12 protein-coding genes and 1 pseudogene are annotated in these 19,913 nt (G+C 67.7%); all 13 read left to right on the forward strand.

The window, feature by feature from the left end; all coding sequences use genetic code 11:
• The first annotated feature begins 261 nt into the window (after positions 1 to 261).
• The 13 genes and pseudogenes from AU195_RS01920 to AU195_RS01980 all read left to right on the forward strand — a co-directional run bounded on the left by AU195_RS01920 (position 262) and on the right by AU195_RS01980 (position 19,682).
• Positions 262 to 2,688, forward strand: a complete 2,427-nt coding sequence (locus tag AU195_RS01920) for a GcvT family protein (RefSeq protein WP_059157382.1) — start codon at positions 262 to 264, stop codon at positions 2,686 to 2,688.
• A 3-nt stretch (positions 2,689 to 2,691) separates the two neighbouring features.
• Entirely contained in the window at positions 2,692 to 3,825 is a 1,134-nt protein-coding gene (gene solA / locus AU195_RS01925) for an N-methyl-L-tryptophan oxidase (protein ID WP_059157383.1), read from the forward strand.
• Positions 3,822 to 4,979 carry an aromatic ring-hydroxylating oxygenase subunit alpha gene (locus tag AU195_RS01930; RefSeq protein WP_059157384.1) on the forward strand — a complete coding sequence of 386 codons (1,158 nt, stop codon included), beginning with the start codon at positions 3,822 to 3,824 and terminating at the stop codon, positions 4,977 to 4,979. Before solA ends, AU195_RS01930 begins: the two co-directional genes overlap by 4 nt.
• Positions 4,980 to 4,982: 3 nt before the next feature.
• Positions 4,983 to 6,485: an aldehyde dehydrogenase family protein gene (locus AU195_RS01935; protein ID WP_059157385.1), complete on the forward strand. Its 1,503-nt coding sequence runs from the start codon at positions 4,983 to 4,985 to the stop codon at positions 6,483 to 6,485.
• 19 nt (positions 6,486 to 6,504) lie between these two features.
• Positions 6,505 to 8,070, forward strand: coding sequence for an APC family permease (locus AU195_RS01940; RefSeq protein WP_059157386.1), 1,566 nt, complete (start codon positions 6,505 to 6,507; stop codon positions 8,068 to 8,070).
• The gene (locus tag AU195_RS01945) at positions 8,063 to 9,613 is read left to right on the forward strand and encodes a GMC family oxidoreductase (RefSeq protein ID WP_059157387.1); all 1,551 of its coding nucleotides are present in this window, start codon (positions 8,063 to 8,065) and stop codon (positions 9,611 to 9,613) included. The genes AU195_RS01940 and AU195_RS01945 overlap by 8 nt, the downstream gene beginning before the upstream one ends.
• Positions 9,610 to 11,442: a putative nucleotidyltransferase substrate binding domain-containing protein gene (locus AU195_RS01950; RefSeq protein WP_059157388.1), complete on the forward strand. Its 1,833-nt coding sequence runs from the start codon at positions 9,610 to 9,612 to the stop codon at positions 11,440 to 11,442. The genes AU195_RS01945 and AU195_RS01950 overlap by 4 nt, the downstream gene beginning before the upstream one ends.
• A 10-nt stretch (positions 11,443 to 11,452) precedes the next feature.
• Positions 11,453 to 12,241 (forward strand): IclR family transcriptional regulator, encoded by a 789-nt coding sequence (locus AU195_RS01955; protein ID WP_059157389.1) that lies wholly within the window; start codon positions 11,453 to 11,455, stop codon positions 12,239 to 12,241.
• A gap of 87 nt (positions 12,242 to 12,328) precedes the next feature.
• Entirely contained in the window at positions 12,329 to 13,687 is a 1,359-nt protein-coding gene (gene pafA / locus AU195_RS01960; RefSeq protein ID WP_157530996.1) for a Pup--protein ligase, read from the forward strand.
• Between the two features lie 188 nt (positions 13,688 to 13,875).
• Positions 13,876 to 14,712 carry a hypothetical protein gene (locus AU195_RS01965; RefSeq protein ID WP_286149106.1) on the forward strand — a complete coding sequence of 279 codons (837 nt, stop codon included), beginning with the start codon at positions 13,876 to 13,878 and terminating at the stop codon, positions 14,710 to 14,712.
• Between the two features lie 265 nt (positions 14,713 to 14,977).
• Positions 14,978 to 15,931 (forward strand): ESX-1 system-associated protein, encoded by a 954-nt coding sequence (locus AU195_RS01970; protein WP_286149094.1) that lies wholly within the window; start codon positions 14,978 to 14,980, stop codon positions 15,929 to 15,931.
• Between the two features lie 1,472 nt (positions 15,932 to 17,403).
• Positions 17,404 to 18,225, forward strand: a complete 822-nt coding sequence (locus AU195_RS26090; RefSeq protein ID WP_286149095.1) for an EspK C-terminal domain-containing protein — start codon at positions 17,404 to 17,406, stop codon at positions 18,223 to 18,225.
• A 153-nt stretch (positions 18,226 to 18,378) separates the two neighbouring features.
• Positions 18,379 to 19,682, forward strand: a pseudogene (locus AU195_RS01980) (HNH endonuclease signature motif containing protein).
• Positions 19,683 to 19,913: the final 231 nt, after the last annotated feature.

Genomic DNA, 19,913 nt, shown 5'->3' on the forward strand with positions numbered 1-19,913 from the left:
ACGCTGGCATCCTCGACCGCAACACACGATTCGAACCCACAACACTCCTCAATCAGAAGGGTGTTGCATCGACCGCTTGAAACCGCCGCTGAAATGCCGCCCTGAAAACACGATCGACGCCGCTCGCCGGCGGACGCGCGAAATTCTCAGGCGTGTTCGTCTTGCGCACTGTGCCGCATGGGTGAATCATCGCTGTTGCGTCATAAACATCGTGTTGCAGATAACGCAACAACTCCGAAGCTGAGTGGAAGCGGTCCGCCCATGCCCAAAATCGTCGTGATCGGTGCCGGGATTGTCGGCACCTCGCTGGCCGACGAACTGACGGCGCGCGGCGCCACCGATGTCACCGTGGTCGACCGTGGTCCGCTGTTCGCCACCGGCGGGTCCACCTCCCATGCGCCCGGCCTGGTGTTCCAGACCAACACGTCGAAGACCATGACCGCGTTCGCCCGCTACACCGTCGAGAAGTTCCTCACCCTAGACCACCCGGACGGGTGGGCGTTCAACCAGGTCGGCGGGCTGGAGGTCGCGACGACACCCGAACGCTGGGCCGATCTGCACCGCAAGGCGGGATGGGCGCAGTCATGGGGGATCGAGGGCCGGTTGCTGTCGGCCGACGAGTGCGCCGCCCTGCACCCACTGGTCGACCGCGACCGCATTCTCGGCGGATTCCACACTCCCACCGACGGTCTGGCGAAGGCCGTCCGAGCGGCCGAAGCGCAGGCCGGCCGGGCGATGGCCCGCGGTGCGGTGTTCCTCCCGCACACCGAGGTGCTCGGTGTGGTCGAGAAGGCGGGCCGGGTGACCGGCGTGCGGACCTCCAACGGCCTGCTCGACGCCGACGTCGTCGTGTGTGCCGCCGGCTTCTGGGGCGCCGAACTGGCCGAGCAGGTCGGGTTGGTGCTGCCGCTGGTGCCGATGGCCCACCAGTACGCCAGGACGGGACAGATCGCGCCGCTGGTCGGCCGCAACACCGAGCGCTCCGAGGCCGGCCTGCCGATCCTGCGCCACCAGGACGCCGACCTGTACTTCCGCGAACACGTCGACCGCATCGGCATCGGCTCCTACTGCCACCGGCCGATGCCCGTCGACATGTCCACGCTGATGGCCGACACCGCAGGCGAGGCGATGCCCTCGATGCTGCCGTTCACCGACGACGACTTCGCCCCTGCCTGGCGCGAGGCGGTGAAACTGCTTCCCGTGCTCGATGATTCGAAGATCGAAGAGGCCTTCAACGGCATCTTCTCGTTCACGCCCGACGGCTTCTCGATCATGGGGCAGCACCGCGATCTGGCCGGTTTCTGGGTGGCCGAGGCGGTATGGGTCACCCATTCCGCCGGGGTGGCCAAGGCGACCGCCGAGTGGATCCTCGACGGCGCCCCTTCGACAGACGTCGGCGAATGCGACCTCTACCGCTTCGAGGACATGGCCCGCAGCCCCGAGTTCATCGGGCAGACCAGCGCGCAGGCGTTCGTCGAGGTCTACGACGTCATCCACCCGTACCAGTTCCGCACCGCGCTGCGGGGACTGCGGACCAGCCCGTTCTACGAGCGTCACCGGGAACTCGGCGCACACTTCTACGAAGGCGGGGGCTGGGAGCGGCCCGCCTGGTTCGAGGCCAACGCCCCACTGCTGCGCGAGACGGTGGTGCCCGAGCGCGACGACTGGTCCGCCCGCCACTGGTCACCCATCTCGATCGCCGAGGCCCGGGTGACCCGCGAGCGGGTCGCGATGTACGACATGACACCGCTGACCCGCTACGAGGTCACCGGCCCCGGCGCGGCGGCGTTCCTGCAGCGGATGACCACCAACAACGTCGACAAGAGTGTCGGATCGGTCACCTACACGCTGTTGCTCGACGAAACGGGCGGAATCCGCAGCGACCTCACCGTCGCGCGCCTCGGTGAGACGACGTTCCAGGTCGGCGCCAATTCCCCCCGCGACCTCGACTGGCTGGACCGCCACCGGCCCGGCGACGTCGTCCTGCGCGACATCACCGGCGCCACCTGCTGCGTCGGCGTCTGGGGGCCGCTGGCCCGCGACATGGTCCAGCCGTTGTGCCCGGATGACCTGTCCCATGGCGCATTCCGTTACTTCCGCGCGCTGCGCACCTACCTCGGCGCCGTCCCGGTCACCATGATGCGGGTGTCCTACGTCGGCGAGCTCGGATGGGAGATCTACACCTCCGCCGAGTACGGCCGCGCCCTGTGGGACATGCTCTTCGAGGCGGGCCGCGCACACGGCGTCATCGCCGCCGGTCGGGTGGCGTTCAACAGCCTGCGCGTCGAGAAGGGTTACCGCAGCTGGGGAACGGACATGACGGCCGAGCACCGCCCCGCCGATGTGGGACTGGAGTTCGCGGTCCGGATGGACAAGGGCGACTTCGTCGGCAGGGCAGCGCTCGAGCAGGCGCCGCCACCGCGAAAAACGCTCCGCAGCATCGTGTTCGACGATCCTCGCGCCGTCGTACTCGGCAAGGAGCCGGTGTCTGTGGCCGGTGAATGCGTCGGCTACGTGACCAGCGCGGGTTACTCACCGACGGTCGGGCGCACGATCGCCTACGCCTGGCTGCCCGTAGGCGCGGACACCGGTGACGCGGTGTCCGTCGACTACCGCGGCACCCGGCATGCCGCCACCGTCCACGGCGAGCCGGTCGTCGACCCCGACATGCTGCGGATCCGGAGATAGCCGATGTCCTACGACGTCATCGTGATCGGCCTCGGCGGCATGGGCAGCGCCGCCGCGTACCACCTCGCCGCCCGCGGTCAGCGTGTGCTCGGGCTGGAGAAGTTCACCCCGGCCCACGACAAGGGGTCCAGCCACGGCGGGTCCCGCATCATCCGGCAGTCCTACTTCGAGGATCCCGCGTACGTTCCGCTGCTGCTGCGCGCCTATGACCTGTGGGACCGGCTCGCCGCCGACTCCGCCCGCGAGGTGTACCGGATGACCGGTGGCCTGTTCATCGGGCCACCCGACTGCCTCACCGTCGCCGGGAGTCTGCACGCCAGCCGGCAGTGGGGCCTGCCACACGAGGTGCTCGACACCGGCGAGATCCGCCGCCGATATCCGAACTTCACCCCGCGCCACGGCGACATCGCGCTCTACGAGGCCAAGGCCGGGTTCGCCCGCCCCGAGATGACCGTGCAGGCCCACCTGGACCTCGCTGATCGGGCCGGTGCAACCATGCGGTTCGGCGAGGAGGTCACCGGGTGGTCGGAGACCGCCGACGGCGTCCGCGTGACCACCGCCGCCGGGACGTACACGGCGGGCCAGCTGGTGATCTGTCCGGGCGCGTGGGCGCCACAGCTGCTCGCCGAGTTCGGCATCCCCATCACCGTCGAGCGTCAGGTGTTGTACTGGCTCGACCCGGTCGGCGGCGTCGACCCGTTCGCCGACCACCCCATCTTCATCGCCGAAAACGAACGCGCTGAACAGATCTACGGCTTCCCGGCCATCGACGGCCCGAACGGCGGGGTGAAGGTCGCGTTCTTCCGGAAGGGCATCGTGTGCACACCGGACACCATCGATCGCGTGGTACACGAGCAGGAGATCCAGGAGATGCGCGAGGAGGTGGCACGACTGCTGCCCGCACTGGACGGACCGTGTGTGCACTCCGCGACGTGCATGTACTCGAACACCCCCGACCAGCACTTCGTGATCGCCCGCCACCCCGACAGCATCAATGTGACCGTGGCATGCGGATTCTCGGGACACGGGTTCAAGTTCGTCCCGGTGGTCGGGGAGATCATCGCCGACCTCGCCACGACCGGCGCCACCGCCCACCCCATCGGCCTCTTCGACCCCCGCCGGCTGGTGACCGCATGACCGCCACCGGGCAGTCCGCAACCCTGCTCGCCACCCTCGGCGGCGAGTTCTACACCAGCGACGCGGTATTCGCCGCCGAGCAGACCGGGATCTTCGAGAACACCTGGATCTGCGCAGTCCGCACCGGCGACCTGGCCTTGCCGGGACAGTTCAAGAAGGTGCAGATCGGGCGGGAGAGCGTGCTGGTGGTGCGGGCCCGTGACGGGCTGCTCCGGGCGTTCCTCAACGTCTGCCGGCATCGCGGCGCGCAACTGTGCACCGAATCCGAGGGGCAGGTCCGGCGCACACTGCGCTGCCCGTACCACGCGTGGACCTATGCGCTGGACGGCAGGCTCGTCGCCGCACCGAACATCGCGACGCTCACCGACAACACCGGCGCGGCCATCGACCGCTACGAGTACGGGCTGGTGCCCGTGGCGCTCAGCGAATGGCTCGGATATGCGTGGGTGTGCCTGGCCGACGTCCCGCCGTCGTTCGAGGAGACCGTCGTGGGCGAGGTGGCGTTGCGCCTCGGCGACGCCGGGGCCATCGACCGCTACGGCGTGGACGGTCTGCAACTCGGCCACCGCATCGTCTACGAGGTCGCCGCAAACTGGAAGCTCATCGTCGAGAACTTCATGGAGTGCTACCACTGCTCGTCGATCCATCCCGAACTGGTCGACGTGCTGCCCGAGTTCGCGCGTGGCATGGCGGCCCAGTCCTCCGTCGGTCACGGCGCCGAATTCGGTTCCGAGGTCTCCGGTTTCACCGTCGATGGGTCCGCGGGTTTCGGCACCCTGCCCGGCCTGTCGGGTGACCAGGACCGGCGGTATTTCGCGATCACCGTGCGGCCGTCGGTGTTCGTCAACCTCGTACCCGACCACATCATCTTCCACCGCATGTACCCGCTGGCGGCCGACCGCACCGTCGTCGAATGCGACTGGCTCTACGCACCGGACGTCGTGACCGCCGGACACGACGTGACGCGCTCGGTCGAGTTGTTCCACCGGGTGAACCAGCAGGACTTCGAGGCCTGCGAACGTACGCAGCCGGCCATGTCGTCGCGGGCGTACCGACACGGCGGTGTGCTCGTACCCGCCGAACATCACCTCGCGGAGTTCCATCAGTGGGTAGTGTCCCGTCTCGGCATGTCGGACGGTTGCGCAAGGGGCTGACCCATGGACGGTGGACCGGACCTCTACATCGGAGGTTCATGGCGTCATGCCGGTGACGGCGGCACCCGCGACATCGTCAACCCGGCCGACGGCAGTGTCTTCGCCACCGTGGACGAAGCGACACCGGACGACGCCCGCGCCGCCGTCGCGGCCGCGCGGCACGCCTTCGACGACGGCGCCTGGCCCGCCACCCCGGTCGCCGAACGCGCGGACCTGCTCGACCGGATCGCCGACCTCCTCGTCCGCGACAAAGAGGACCTCGCGCTGCTGGAGACCCGTGACACGGGGAAGACGCTGCCGGAGAGCCGCATCGACATCGACGACGTCACCTCGGTGTTCCGCTACTACGCGCGGTTGATCGCCGTGCAGTCCGACCGGGTCGTCGACGTCGGTGACCCTGCGGTCATCAGCCGCGTCGTCCACGAGCCCATCGGGGTGTGCGTTCTCATCGCGCCGTGGAACTACCCACTGCTGCAGATGTCGTGGAAGGTGGCACCGGCGTTGGCGGCCGGATGCACGATGGTCATGAAACCCAGCGAGGTCACCCCACTGAGCACCATCGCGTTCTGCCGGCTGCTCGAAGAGGCTCTCGAAGGATGTGGCGCGCCCGCCGGTGTGGTGAATCTCGTCCAGGGCAGCGGGGCCACCCTCGGCGACGCGCTCACCGACACCGCCGACGTCGACTTCATCTCCTTCACCGGGGGTGTGGCCACAGGGCGCACCATCGCCGAGGTCGCGGCCAAGCACGTCACCAAGGTGGCGCTCGAACTCGGCGGCAAGAACCCCCACATCGTCTTCGCCGACATCGCGGAGTCGGGCCATTTCGACACAGCCGTCGACCACGTTCTGACCGGGGTGTTCCTGCACTCGGGGCAGGTGTGCTCGGCCGGTACCCGGCTCATCGTCGAGGAGTCGATCGCCGACGACTTCGTCGCCGACCTCGCCGCGCGGGCGGCCAAGATCCACGTCGGCGACGGGATGGACCCCGCCAGCGAGACCGGACCGCTGGTCTCCGAACAGCACCGCGCCAAGGTCGAGTCCTATGTGGCCCTGGGCATCTCGGAGGGCGCCCAACTGGTCTGCGGCGGCGCGCGGCCCAGCGACCCGGCGCTATCGAAGGGCAGTTTCTACCTGCCCACGATCTTCGACCGGTGTGACCGGTCGATGCGGATCGTCACCGAAGAGACCTTCGGGCCGATCCTGACGGTGGAGCGGTTCACCGACGAGTCCGAGGCGATCTTCCTCGGCAACGACACGCAGTACGGTCTCGCGGCCGGTGTGCGGACTTCCGACACGGCGCGGGGCGAACGTGTGGTGCGGGCCCTGCGGCACGGCACGGTGTGGCTCAACGACTTCGGTTACTACACCGCCGCAGCGGAATGGGGCGGATACGGCAAATCGGGCAACGGTCGCGAACTCGGTCCCGCCGGGCTCGCGGAATACCAAGAGACCAAGCACATCTGGCACAACGTCGCGCCTCAGAAGGCCGGTTGGTTCAAGGGCTGACCGCAGAAAGGACACCACGATGGTCATCAAGGAGCCTTCCGGGGCGAGCGGAGCGACGGGGAATGTGTCGGCCGACAGCGGCCTGGACGACTTCGGATACCGAGAGTCGCTGGACCGCAGCATCGGCAAGTTCGCCAGCTTCGCCGCAGGCGTCAGCTACATCTCGATCCTCACCGGCACGTTCCAGCTGTTCTATTTCGGCTTCGGCACCGCCGGTCCGGCCTACCTGTGGTCCTGGCCGATCGTCTTCGTCGGGCAGATGTCGGTGGCGTTGTGTTTCATGGAACTCGCGGCGAAATACCCCGTCGCCGGGTCGGTCTACAACTGGAGCAAGAAGCTGGCGAGCCGGCTGGTGGGCTGGACATCGGGTTGGCTGATGCTCACCGCGTCCATCGTGACGATCTCGGCGGTGGCGCTGGCCTATCAGCTGAACCTGCCGCGACTGTGGAGCGGCTTCCAGATCATCGGCGACGGCTCCGGCGAATACGACTACGCCGCCAACGCCGTACTGCTCGGCACGATCCTGATCGCCTTCACCACGCTGGTCAACGCGCTCGGTGTGCGGTTGATGGCGATGATCAACAGCTCAGGGGTGTTCATCGAGTTGATCGCCGCCGTGCTGATCGCGTTCCTGCTCGCCATCAACATCCAGAACGCCCCCGACATCTTCTTCTCCGCCAACGGTTACGGCGCCGACGAGAGCATGGGATACCTCGGCGCGTTCCTGGTGGCGTCGCTGGCGTCCGGGTACGTCATGTACGGCTTCGACACCGCGTCGTCGCTGGGGGAGGAGACCGTCGAACCCCGCCGCACCGCCCCCAAGGCCATCGCCCGCGCGATCCTCGCCTCGTTCGTGATCGGTGGCGCCATCTTGGTCTTCGCCGTGATGGCCGCGCCCAATCTGCAGGATCCCGCGCTCGGTGAGAGCTCAGGTGGGCTGCAGTACATCGTCGAACAGGTGATGTGGGGTCCGCTCGGCAAGGTGTTCCTGGTCTGCATCGTCATCGCCGTCACCGTGTGCACCCTGGCGGTGCACACCGCCGCGATCCGGCTGACATTCGCCATGGCCCGCGACAACGCACTGCCCTTCGGCGAGAAGCTGGCGACGGTCAACCCCAAGACCCAGACGCCGATCGTGCCCGCGGTGACCATCGGCATCATCGCCGTGTTCATCCTCGTCATCAACATCGGTCAGCCGAAGATCTTCACCGTGCTGACGTCGATCGCGATCATCATGATCTACCTGGCCTACCTGATGGTGACCGGACCGCTGCTCAAGAAGCGCCTGCAGGGACAGTGGCCGCCGAAGGATCTCAAGGAGGGCGGCTACTTCACGATGGGCCGCTGGGGCCTGCCGGTGAACATCTTCGCCGTGGTGTGGGGAATCGGGATGGCGCTCAACTTGGCGTGGCCGCGGGCCGCGGTGTACGGCGAGCCCTGGTACAACACCTGGGGCGCGTTCGTGTACATCGGGGTCATCCTCGGCGCGGGCCTGCTGTGGTACGCGGTCAAGGGCCGCCACCACATCGGCTGCCTCGAATCCCACGCGGCCACAACGAAAAACGAGGCCGCTCTCGATGGCTGAATCCCCGTTCCCTCCGCATGTTGGGGACACCGGCACGTTCGACTACGTGATCGCAGGCGGCGGGACCGCCGGATGTGTCCTGGCCGCGCGGCTGTCGGAGGATCCCGACGTCACGGTCTGTCTGATCGAGGCCGGGCCGAGCGACGTCGGCGACGACAAGATCCTGGTGCTCGCCGACTGGATGCACCTGCTCGACTCGGGCTACGACTGGGACTATCCGATCGAACCGCAGGAGCGGGGCAACTCGTTCATGCGGCATGCGCGGGCCCGGGTGCTCGGCGGCTGTTCGTCGCACAACTCGTGCATCGCGTTCTGGCCGCCGGCCGAGGCGCTCGACGAATGGGTGACCATGGGTGCCGACGGCTGGAGTGCCGCCGAAATCCTGCCGCTGACCGAGAGATTGACCAAGACCGTCCAGTTGCGCGACGTCCCGCCGGCCGATCCGTGCGGTGCCGCGGTGCTGCAGGCCGCTGCCTCGGTGGGTATACCGACCGTCGCCTTCAACCGCGGTGAGACGGTCCGCAACGGCGCAGGCTGGTTCCAGATCAACGCCGGCGAAGACGGCATCCGCAACTCGACCTCGCACGCGTTCCTGCACCCGATCCTCGACACCCGCCGCAATCTCGAGGTGCGCACCGACTGCTGGATCGCCGAGATCCTGTTCGACGAGGCGAACGTCGCGACCGGGGTGCGCTACCAACGCCCCGATCTGACCGGCTACGACACCGTCACGGCGCGGCGTGAGGTCATCGTCTGCGCCGGCGCGATCGACACCCCGAAGCTGTTGATGCTCTCGGGGATCGGACCCACCGCCCACCTGCGGGAGATGGGCATCCCGGTGCGGGTCGACTCCCCGGGCGTGGGGGCGAACCTCGACGACCACGTCGAGGGCCTGGTGTTCTGGGAGGCTGCCAGGCCGATGGTGAACTCCTCCACGCAGTGGTGGGAGATCGGGCTGTTCACCACCCTCGACGAGGGGGTGACGCAACCGGACCTGATGATGCACTACGGCAGCGTGCCGTTCGACATGAACACGCTGCGGCGCGGCTATCCCACGACCGACAACGGATTCTGCTTGACGCCCAATGTGACCCAGGGCCGCAGCCGGGGCACGGTGCGGTTGCGCAGCCGCGACTTCCGGGACCGCGCACGCGTCGACCCGCAGTACTTCACCGACCCCGACGGTTACGACGAACGGATCATGCTGGCCGGGGTGAAACTGGCGCGCTCGATCGCCGAGCAGCCGTCGCTGGCGCCGTGGGTGCAGCGGGAACTGGCGCCGGGGCCGGATGCCACCACTGACGACGAACTGCTCGACTACATCCATCAGTGCCACAACACCGTCTACCACCCCGCGGCGACCGCGCGGATGGGCGCCACCAGCGATCCGATGGCGGTTCTCGACCCGCAACTGCGGGTCAAGGGGGTGTCGCGGCTGCGGGTGGTCGACGCCTCCGCGATGCCCAAACTGCCCGCGGTCAACCCGAACATCACCGTCATGACGATGGCGGAGAAATGTGCTGACCTGATCCGAGAGTCATGACCCCCGCGGGCTCGACCGACGACGCCGTCCGGGCGTTCCTCGCCGGGCACACGCCTTTTCAGTCGATGCCCGACGAGGAACTCGACCGGCTCGCCGAGTGCGCCCGCGTCGAGGAGTTCCCCCAGGGCGCAGTGGTCGCCGACTACGCCAGCCGGATCCCGGACGACGTGTGGATGGTGTTCGACGGGCAGGTCACCCTGCACACCAGCGTCGACGGCGCGCTGATCGACACCGTCGATCCGGGCGGGATCTTCGGATACACCCCGATGCTGGTGGGCGGCGGGATGCAGTTCCAGGCGCGTACCGCCTTGCGCAGCAGACTGATTCGGCTCCCTTCCGGGCTGGTGCGCTCGCAGTTCGCCAGCCCGGCCGGGCTGGCGTTCCTGGCGTCGTCGGCGTGGAACGCGACCACGGCCGCGCGCCCGCCCGGCACATCGGCCGGTCAGGCGGTCGGCGAGATGGTGGCCGGGGACGTCCTGACCGTCGACCCGCACACCGCCGTGCGCGAGGCCGTCACCCAGATGACCCGCCACCGCGTGTCGTACGCCCTGATCCGGCTGCCCGACGGGGGCCTGGGCATCTTCACCGACCGGGATCTGAGGACCCGGGTCGTCGCGGCGGGCCTGCCCGTCGACGTGGAGATCAGTCGCGTGATGAGCGCCCCCGCGCGCACGGTCACCGCCGACCTGACCGCCGAGACGGTGCTCATGGAGATGCTCGAAAGCGGTGTGCGGCACATGCCGGTGCTGACCGGCCGCGGTGAGGTGGTCGGCGTGCTCGAGGACGCCGACCTGCTCGCGGCCTCGGCGCGGCAGAGTTTCCTGCTGCGCCGGGCGATCGGCTCCGCAGGGGACGCCCGCGAGTTGCAGCGCGCCGGGCAGCGGGTCCGGCGCATCGCGGGTGACCTGTTCCGCAACGGGACCAAGGCGTCGGCGGCCAGTGCGATCCTGTCCGTCGTCGTCGACAGCCTGGTACGCCGCGCGCTCGAGATCGCCCTGACCGAATCCGGGCGCGCGGTCGACGGTTTCGCGTGGCTCACGCTCGGCAGTGTCGCGAGACGGGAAGCGATGCCGTCCTCCGACGTGGACAGCGCGCTGTCGTGGCGTGACGAAACTTCCTGTGACGCAGCGGAACTACGAGAGATCGCGGCCCGCACCCACGCGATCATCGACGGCTGCGGGCTGCCGTCGGACACCAACGGCGCCGTCGCCACCCAACCCGGGTTCTCCCGGTCGGCCTCGCAGTGGTCGGCCGCGGCGCAGGGCTGGCTGGACCATCCGCTGCGCGACCGCGGCCTGATCATGTCGTCACTGATGATCGACGCCCGTGTGGTCTGGGGTGACGCGGCGCTGCACACCGTGCCGACCGCGTACCGCCGGCTGCGGGACCACCCCGAAGCGCTGCGGCTGCAACTGCTCGACGCCTTGTCTGGCCGGGTGCGCACCCGGTCGCTGCGTGACGTGCTCGCCCGCCGCGGCGGCACCTTCGACCTCAAGAGCCATGCCGTCACGCCGATCGTCAACCTGGCCAGGTGGGGTGGGCTGACGGCGGGCGTGACGGCTGCGACCACACCGGCGCGGTTGGCGGCCGCGGCGCAGGCGCGGGCCATCAGCAGCCAGGACGCCACCACCCTGCGTGACGTCTTTCTCATGCTGCAGCGCCTGCGCATGACCCACCAGGTCGATCAACTCGCCGCCGGGCACACACCCGGAGACGTCATCACGATGTCGGAGCTGTCGCCGCTCAACCGGAGCCTGCTCAACGAAGGCCTGCGCGAGATCGCCGCCGTGCAGCGCCGGGTGCGCCAAACCGGCATCCCTCCGGTTTAGGCTGGCGCCGATGCCCAGGGATGACGACAGGCCGGCCGCGGCGGTGCAGTCCGTCGACCGCGCGCTCGTCGTCCTCGAGATCCTCGCCAAGGCCGGTCAGGCCGGGGTCACCGAGATCGCTGCCGCGCTCGGCGTGCACAAGTCGACGGTCTCGCGGCTGATCGCGGTGCTGGAGTCACGCGGTTACGTCGAGCAGGTGTCCGGCCGGGGCAAGTACCGGCTCGGCTTCGCGATCGCCCGGCTGGCGCGGGCGAGCAGCGGCCACCTCGACCTGGGCCGGCTCAGTCAGGACGTGTGCGACGGCCTGACCGAGGCTCTCGGCGAGACGACGAACGTGGCGATCCTCGACGAGGATCGCAGTGTCAACATCGTCGAATCCATCGGCCCCGGCGAGATCACGCTGCGGACCTGGGTGGGGCAGAGCTGCCCCGCGCATGCGACGTCCAGCGGCAAGGTGCTGCTGGCCGGGCTCGACCCCGCCGAGGTGCGGGCACGGCTGACCGAACCGCTGGCGTCGTTCACGCCCGCCACCATTGCGACGGTGGCGCAACTACTGACCGAACTGGCCGAGGTCCGCGACCGCGGGTGGGCCAGCGTCACCGAGGAACTCGAGGTGGGCCTCAACGCGGTCGCAGCACCGGTTCGGGATGCGAACTCTCAGGTCGTCGCCGCGCTGAGTGTGTCGGGGCCGTCGTACCGGCTGGGTGAGGAGAAGTTCGGCGAGGTCGCCAAGCAGACCGTCGCCGCCGCCGACGCCGTCAGCCGGCGGTTGGGCTGGATCGACCCCGACACGGTGTGACAGATCGACCCGTCGATGTCACGTCGACGGCGCGTCATCGGGCGCCTTGCCTGCCGAGACCGGGGACAAACCCGTAAGCTCGATGAGGTGCAGCGACGAATCATGGGGATCGAGACCGAATTCGGTGTGACCTGCACGTTCCATGGCCACCGCCGGTTGAGTCCGGACGAGGTCGCCCGGTATCTGTTCCGGCGGGTGGTGTCGTGGGGCCGCAGTTCGAACGTCTTTCTGCGCAATGGCGCGCGGTTGTATCTCGACGTCGGGTCCCACCCGGAGTACGCCACCGCCGAATGCGACAACCTGATCCAGTTGGTCACCCACGACCGGGCCGGCGAGCGGGTGCTCGAAGACCTGCTCATCGACGCCGAGCAGCGGTTGGCCGACGAGGGCATCGGCGGCGACATCTATCTGTTCAAGAACAACACCGACTCGGCGGGCAACTCCTACGGCTGCCACGAGAACTACCTGATCGTCCGTGCCGGGGAGTTCTCCCGGATCTCCGATGTCCTGCTGCCCTTCCTGGTCACCCGTCAGTTGATCTGCGGTGCGGGCAAGGTGCTGCAGACACCCAAGGCGGCGACGTTCTGCCTCAGTCAGCGCGCCGAGCACATCTGGGAGGGCGTCTCGTCGGCGACCACCCGGTCCCGGCCGATCATCAACACCCGCGACGAACCGCACGCCGACGCCGAGAAGTACCGCCGGCTGCACGTGATCGTCGGCGACTCGAACATGTGCGAGTCCACCACCATGCTGAAGGTGGGCACCGCCTCGTTGGTGCTGGAGATGATCGAGGCGGGGGTCCCATTCCGCGACTTCTCGCTGGACAACCCGATCCGGGCCATCCGCGAGGTCAGCCACGACCTGACGGGGCGTCGGCCGGTGCGGCTGGCCGGCGGGCGGCAGGCCAGCGCGCTCGACATCCAGCGCGAGTACTACTCGCGCGCGGTCGACTACCTGCAGACCCGGGAGCCGAACTCGCAGATCGAGCAGGTCGTGGACCTGTGGGGCCGCCAGCTCGACGCGGTGGAGAGCCAGGACTTCGCGAAGGTCGACACCGAGATCGACTGGGTGATCAAGCGCAAGCTGTTCCAGCGCTACCAGGACCGCTACAACATGGAGCTGTCCGACCCGAAGATCAGTCAACTCGACCTGGCCTACCACGACATCAAGCGCGGTCGCGGGGTCTTCGACTTGTTGCAGCGCAAGGGCCTGGCCGCGCGTATCACCACCGACGAGGACATCGACGCCGCCGTCGACACACCGCCGCAGACCACGCGCGCGAAGCTGCGCGGTGAGTTCATCAGCGCCGCACAGGAAGCCGGCCGGGACTTCACGGTCGACTGGGTGCACCTGAAGCTCAACGACCAGGCGCAGCGCACGGTCCTGTGCAAGGACCCCTTTCGCTCGGTCGACGAGCGCGTCAAGCGGCTCATCGCCAGCATGTAGTCCCCGCCCCACTGACGCTGAATTTCGTGCGGTGGGGTCGAGCCGTGCTCAGGTAACATTTGCTGGACGATTCGTGAACGGGTGGCCGAGACGTGTCCCGAGGCAGATGAGGGTTTGATCTTGTCGGCGAAGCACTTGCTGGGCGGTTCGACGGCAGGGCTTCGCGCACTGGGTGAGTGGGGGTGGCGATGACCGAGTTGAGAGTCAACACCGGCGAGCTGGCTAACGGGGGGAACGGTCTGGTCAGCGGCGCACAGGCCATCCCGGAGCCGTTGCAACCGCTGGTGACCACGGGCACGGATGCGCTCTCACTCGCACTGACCGCGCGGACGAACGAGGTCGAGCTGCCGCTGATCGAGGGCATGCCCAAGACGAAGGCCGAAGCGCTCGCGACGGCGGAGAACATCATCCGAGCCGCAGCGCTCTACGAGCAGAGCGATCAACAGATCGCTGACCAGGTGCGCAAGGCGCTCGCGGAACTGGACGGCGCTCGAGCTGCGGGCGGTGGCGGGGGTGCTGCGGGCGGTGGCGCCGGTGCCGGTGCTGTCGGAGCTGCGACCGGCGGCGTCGGCGGGGGAGCCACGGGTGCCGCGGGCGCGGGCCAGGACATGGGTCAGATGGGCCAGATGATGGGCATGCCGATGCAGTTGGCGCAGCAGGCCGCTCAGATACCGATGCAGCTCGCCGGGATGGCGATGCAGATTCCGCAGGGGATCATGCAGGGCGTTCAGAGCGGAATGCAGCAGGTCGGCCAGATGACGAGCCAGTTCGGTGAGATGGGCGGCGCCGAGAAGGACGAGAAGGCAAAGCTCGAAGAGGAACTCCGCGAGAAGGAAGAAGCGCCGGCCGAAGAGGGGGAGCCGGAGGGTGCGGCACCCGCCGAGGGGGCAGGGGAGCGTGCGCCCGAATATGCCCCGCGGCACGCGGCTCCGGAGACGCCTCAAGCGGATGCCGCGCCGGAGGCCCCGCCGCCCCGGCCGAAGCCCGCGCCCACCAGGCCTGCTGATTCGTCGATTGTGTTGTGACTGTGGGTGTTTCTGACGCGAAGGTGCGCATATGAGTCTGCCTCCCCCTCCGAATCCGTACGGTGGCCAGCCGCCCTATGGCGGCCAGCCGCAGTTCGGAGGTCAGCCGCAGTGGGGTGGTCAGCAACCGGGTGCGGGTGAGGGGCAGTTCAGCGGACCGCCGCCGTGGGGCCCTCCGCCGCAGCAACCGCAGTGGGGCGGTCCGCCGCCCGGTCCGCCACCGCAGAGGGGCGGCAACGGGAAGTGGATTCTGGGCGGCGTCATCGTGTTGCTGGTCGTCGCGCTGGCGGTGACGCTGACGATCTTGGTGACGCGCGACGGTTCCGATGGGAATTCGCCGACGCCGCCGGGGGACGGGCAGGCGTCGGAGTTCGCGAGTGCGAACGACACCGGACCGGTCAACATCATCACCGAGGATCCGACGTGTGATGCGTGGGGGCGGGTGTCCCGGGACTACAGCCAATCCACAGAAGCCGCTGGGTGGGCGGCTCGTAACGCCGCGGTCCCTGCTTCTGGATGGACCCCCGAACAGCGTGCAATGTACGAGTCTGTTGGCGAATCGATGATGGACGCTTCAAACAAGGTCGAGAACCTCGTGAAGCTGACCACTCACCGTGCAATGCGCGAGCTTTATCAGCAATTTCGCGCTTACTCACGTAGCTTCGTCGGCCGCATACCGTCCTATGAGCCGAAAGACGACGATCTTGCCGTAGTCGTCGACAACTTAGCGTCCGGTCTCGCCATGATTTGCTCCGCCGCCGATTACGGTTCGGCGCAGGCGGTCTCACCGCTTGTCCAAGCCGCTCCCGATCCCTCCAATACGCCATCGTTGCCGGTCGATGCGTCAGAAGATTACCAGTTCCTCAGCGCTTCCAGTCCCTCGTGCAGTGCCTGGGATGCCGCAGCGAAGGGCTTTTCCTTGGCTGTCCGGGATTGGCGGGAGATAGATGCGAATATTGCTGCGGTTGACTGGACGCCGAACCAACGTCGGGTAATAGACGAGACTATTCCCGTCATGATGTCGAATGCAGACACGCTGGTTCGATTGGGCGGCACTAGCGAAAATGCGGTTTTCGAAGACTTCGCTTATCTCGCGGCGCAGTACCGTCGCGGTTACGCAGCCGCCTTGCCCGACTACACCAGCGCTGACAACTATCTCTCGGCCGCGTCAACATATGTTGTCAATGCGGTGTTGTGGGCGTGCAAGGCGGCGCAATGATTGGGCGAGCCGCATCCACGGAGAAGCCAACCGGCCACTACGCGGCTGAGATGACTGGCCCAGGTGCCTGGCCTGAGACCGATGAAAGCGTGTTTACTAACCGCGCGAGTTCGCTCCGTGAGACTCTCTCAAGTCTTGAAGGGGCACGCCAAAGTTGGGCGTCGAAACAAGCCGCCTTGTTTAATGGGATCCACATCTGGTCGGGTGGGGCGTCCGATAAGGCAGGAGCGCGGGTCTCGAAGAGCACTGGATCGATGGAACTTCACAAGCAACAATTGAGTGATGCGATCGCATGGTGTGATCGCGCCACAGAACACATCAGTGGAGCGAAGGAAGCTATCGGCGGGAACGTTCGGAGCGCTCAAGAAACGATCGCAGAAATGGAGCGGACTGCTGCAGAGCAGAATAAGGACGCTACCTATGCGATTCGGTCACTCGTGAATGACAAATATATGGAGAACTTCAACACCCTTAGCGATCTCGCTGAGAAGTTGGGTTACGAGCGCGGTGTTCCCCAAGCGCCTTATGACGAGGACGACCTAACGGATCCAACGAAAGACAACGGCGAACATACCGTGAATGCCGTCTCGCATCTAACTAAGCCTGTGGACGGTGACCGGATCTCAGCTTCACTCCCTCAACCAGGGTCTGCGCTTACGCCACCAGCGCCGCAACCAGAAAAGGTTGTCGATCGGCAGTTCGTCTCAAACTCTGTGGCACAGGTCCCGAGAACTCAGGGCCCCACGCTGCAAGGCCGCGGAGGAGTCGACGGTGAAGTTCTTACCTCTGCTGCATCCGGGCCCGCCCCGGTTGCGCCACCTACTCCGATCTCAGGTAAACCCCCTATCTCCGCGCCGCCTCCATCAATCAGTCCGCAAGCGCCGACTGTGCATTCCGGCTCCGCGCCATCCCCATCGCCTCTGGGCAGCGGGTCGTCTGCGCCCTCAGCGCCGAGCCTCGCCGGAGGCGGTGCCAGCGGTGCATCCGGACTCGGCGGCAGCAGCGGCGGCTCGTTGGGAGGCGACACGTCGAGCAGTCCGATCGGCGACAGCCCGTCCTCGGTGGGCGACCAGCCAAGCGTCGACCCGACCCAGGGCGCCTCGGGTCCGACGTCCGGCTCCGGTGGACAGCAGCCCTACCAGCCGCCGCCGATCGCGGACAGGCTGTCGAATATCGGACCACCGATGCAACCGGCCTCCGCGCCGATAGCCCCACCGGCCGCGCCGGCGGAGGTTGCGCCGCCGGCTTCGCCTGCTCCCTCGAGTCCGGTGACAAGCCAAGCGGCCCACGCGCCGGTGGCCCCCGTAGCCCCGCCGTCTGCCGGCGGTGGTGTTCCGATGTCGGGCGGTCCGGCCATGCCTCCGCCACCCATGCCGTTGGGTCCGCCACCCACACCGTCGCCCGCCGCACCGGTCGTCCCTCCATCCGCCGCACCACCTCCGGTGGCTCCTTCAGCCTCGAGCGCAGGGTCGGTGGTCGGTGCACCCGCTCCCGTGCCGGTGTCGGCGGCTCGCGCTGAGCGCGATGCCATCACCAGCTCGATGCGTAGGCAGTCAACCGGTGACCCGGTGCAGGTCGCGCGGCGAGTCGCCGCGGCCCTAAATGCCTCCGAGACAATGGATTTCGGTTTCTTTTGGGCTACCGGGGTCACGAAGGACGGCACCATCCTCGTCGCAAACAGCTACGGCATCGGCTACATCCCAGAAGGGGTGAAGCTGCCCGAGGGCGTGAAGTTGGTCAGCGCCGACGAGTCGATCCCGATCGAGGATCGCGCCAAGTGGGCGACATTCCCCATGCTCGCGCTGCACGGCTGGGCTCAGCACCACGACGTCCCGCTGCGTGCCGTGGTCGCGACGGCCGAGCAGTTCGACGGCTTCGATCCGGGGGCGGCGCGCGTCATCCTCAAACCCGATGACATCCCGGAGCGAGGCGACATGGCGGGCCGTTCCCGCCTTGAGGTCATCGCCCCCAGCGCCGCGCGCCAACTCGACTCAGTCGGCGACCCGATGCTCGGTGAACTCCTGCCACCTGCACCCGCGGACGCGACCCCTCCCGCCGACAAATCGATGATGCTGTGGTTCGACGTGATGAAGCCGCTGATGAGCACGTCAGCGGATCGCGGACCTGCGCATCTGGAAGCGATGGTCACTTACGCGAACCACGCGCAGGAGCTTGCTCTGCACAGAGCGCAGACAGCCGCAGATGCCCCGGCGCAACGGGCAGCCATCGCCGACTGGGTCTACTGGCAGCACATCAGCGTGATGAGCAGCGACGCCATCGTCGTCAAGCAGTAGGCGGGGCAATTCGTCGATGCGCGGTTGGGACTGACATGGCGATGGCGAACGTTCGCGTCGGGTAGCGGCACTGCGGCGTGTCGAGTACGTGGCGTTGGAGACGGGGAAAGTGCGGGGCCCGGAATTGTCAGACCCCTCTGCTTTTATGGGGTCATGTCCTCGAGCATGGCGTCCGGCGCGGTGGTGGTGCGCCCCATCGACCGCCTTGAGGTGCTGTTCGAGGAGCTGGCGGAGTTGATCGGTCAGCGCAATGCGATCGACGGCCGCATCGTGGAGATCGCCGCCGAGATCGACCACGACGAGCTGTGTGGGATGACGGGTGCGAAGTCGGTGGCGCATCTGATGGCGTGGAAGACCGGGTCGTCGTCGAGGAACGGTAAGACCATCGCCGCCATCGCGCACCGGATCGCGGAGTTCCCCCAGTGCGTGCAGGCGCTGCGGGAGGGCCGGTTGTCGCTGGATCAGGTCGGGGTGATCGCCGAGGGCGCGGGGGCAGGGTCTGATGAGCATTACGCCGAGCTGGCTCGAAGCGCCACGGTCAATCAGTTACGGACCGCGATCAAACTCGAACCCCGACCCGAACCGAACCCGAGCCCGAACCTCGGGCCGACACTGACATCCCGCCTGAGCCGGTGCCGGTGCCCGAGCCGCGATCATCGGTCACCAAGACCTCCGATGAGCAGTACACCTACTGGCACATCGCGATGCCGCATGCCGAGGCGGCGGTGTTCGACGCCGCCCTGCAGTCCCATCACGACGGGTTGGTCGCGCAGTGGAAACACGACCACGACAACCCCGACGACACCGACAGCCCGGGCGCGGGGCGGCCGCCGTTCCCCACTCTCGGCGATGCGTTCAATAGCCTGGTCGAGGCCGGGTGGGACGCCGAGGCCGCTCGCCGCCCGCACGGGCATCGCACCACCGTGGTCGTGCACCTCGACCTCACAGCCCGTATCGCCGCCCTGCACCTGGGGCCGCTGCTCTCGGATGCCGATCGCCGCTACCTGACCTGTGACGCCACCTGCGAAGTGTGGTTCGAACGCGCCGGACAGCCCATCGGCTCGGGCCGCGCCACCCGGTTGATCAGCCGCCGGCTGCGTCGCGCCCTGGAACATCGCCACCCCACCTGCGCGGTCCCCGGGTGTGGGGCCACCCGCGGGCTGCACGCCCACCACATCCGGCACTGGGAAGACGGCGGCCGCACCGACCTGGACAACCTCGTGCTGGTCTGCCCCTACCACCACCGGCTGCACCACAAAGGCGTCATCACCATCACCGGACCCGCCTCCCGACTCACCGTGACCGACGGCACCGGCCGCGCACTGCACTCCGGATCACTGGCCCGCCCGCCGAATCAGCCCCCGCCCACGGTCGCCCCCTATCAGGGACCCAGCGGGGAGCGTGCCGACTGGTGGTGGTACCCGCCATACCAACCCCCACCACCAACGAAGAACTGAGGACGCCCCGGGCGTCGATAAGTGCAGAAAAGCCGTGAGCACAGAGTCATTCGTCGTGCTACTCGTCGTACCGTCATCACATCGAGCCCAAACCGGAGGAGACCAGCCACGTGACGCTTCGCAACCGCATCCCGAGGTGGAGGTGCCGGTGCGGCTGGCCCGGACAGTTCATCGTCCCGGGCGCACGGTCTTACGGCGCTGGGGCCGACCAGCCGAGCACACGCACCGCGT

This window comes from Mycobacterium sp. IS-1496 (genome assembly GCF_001499995.1).
In the GTDB taxonomy this organism is placed as follows: domain Bacteria; phylum Actinomycetota; class Actinomycetes; order Mycobacteriales; family Mycobacteriaceae; genus Mycobacterium.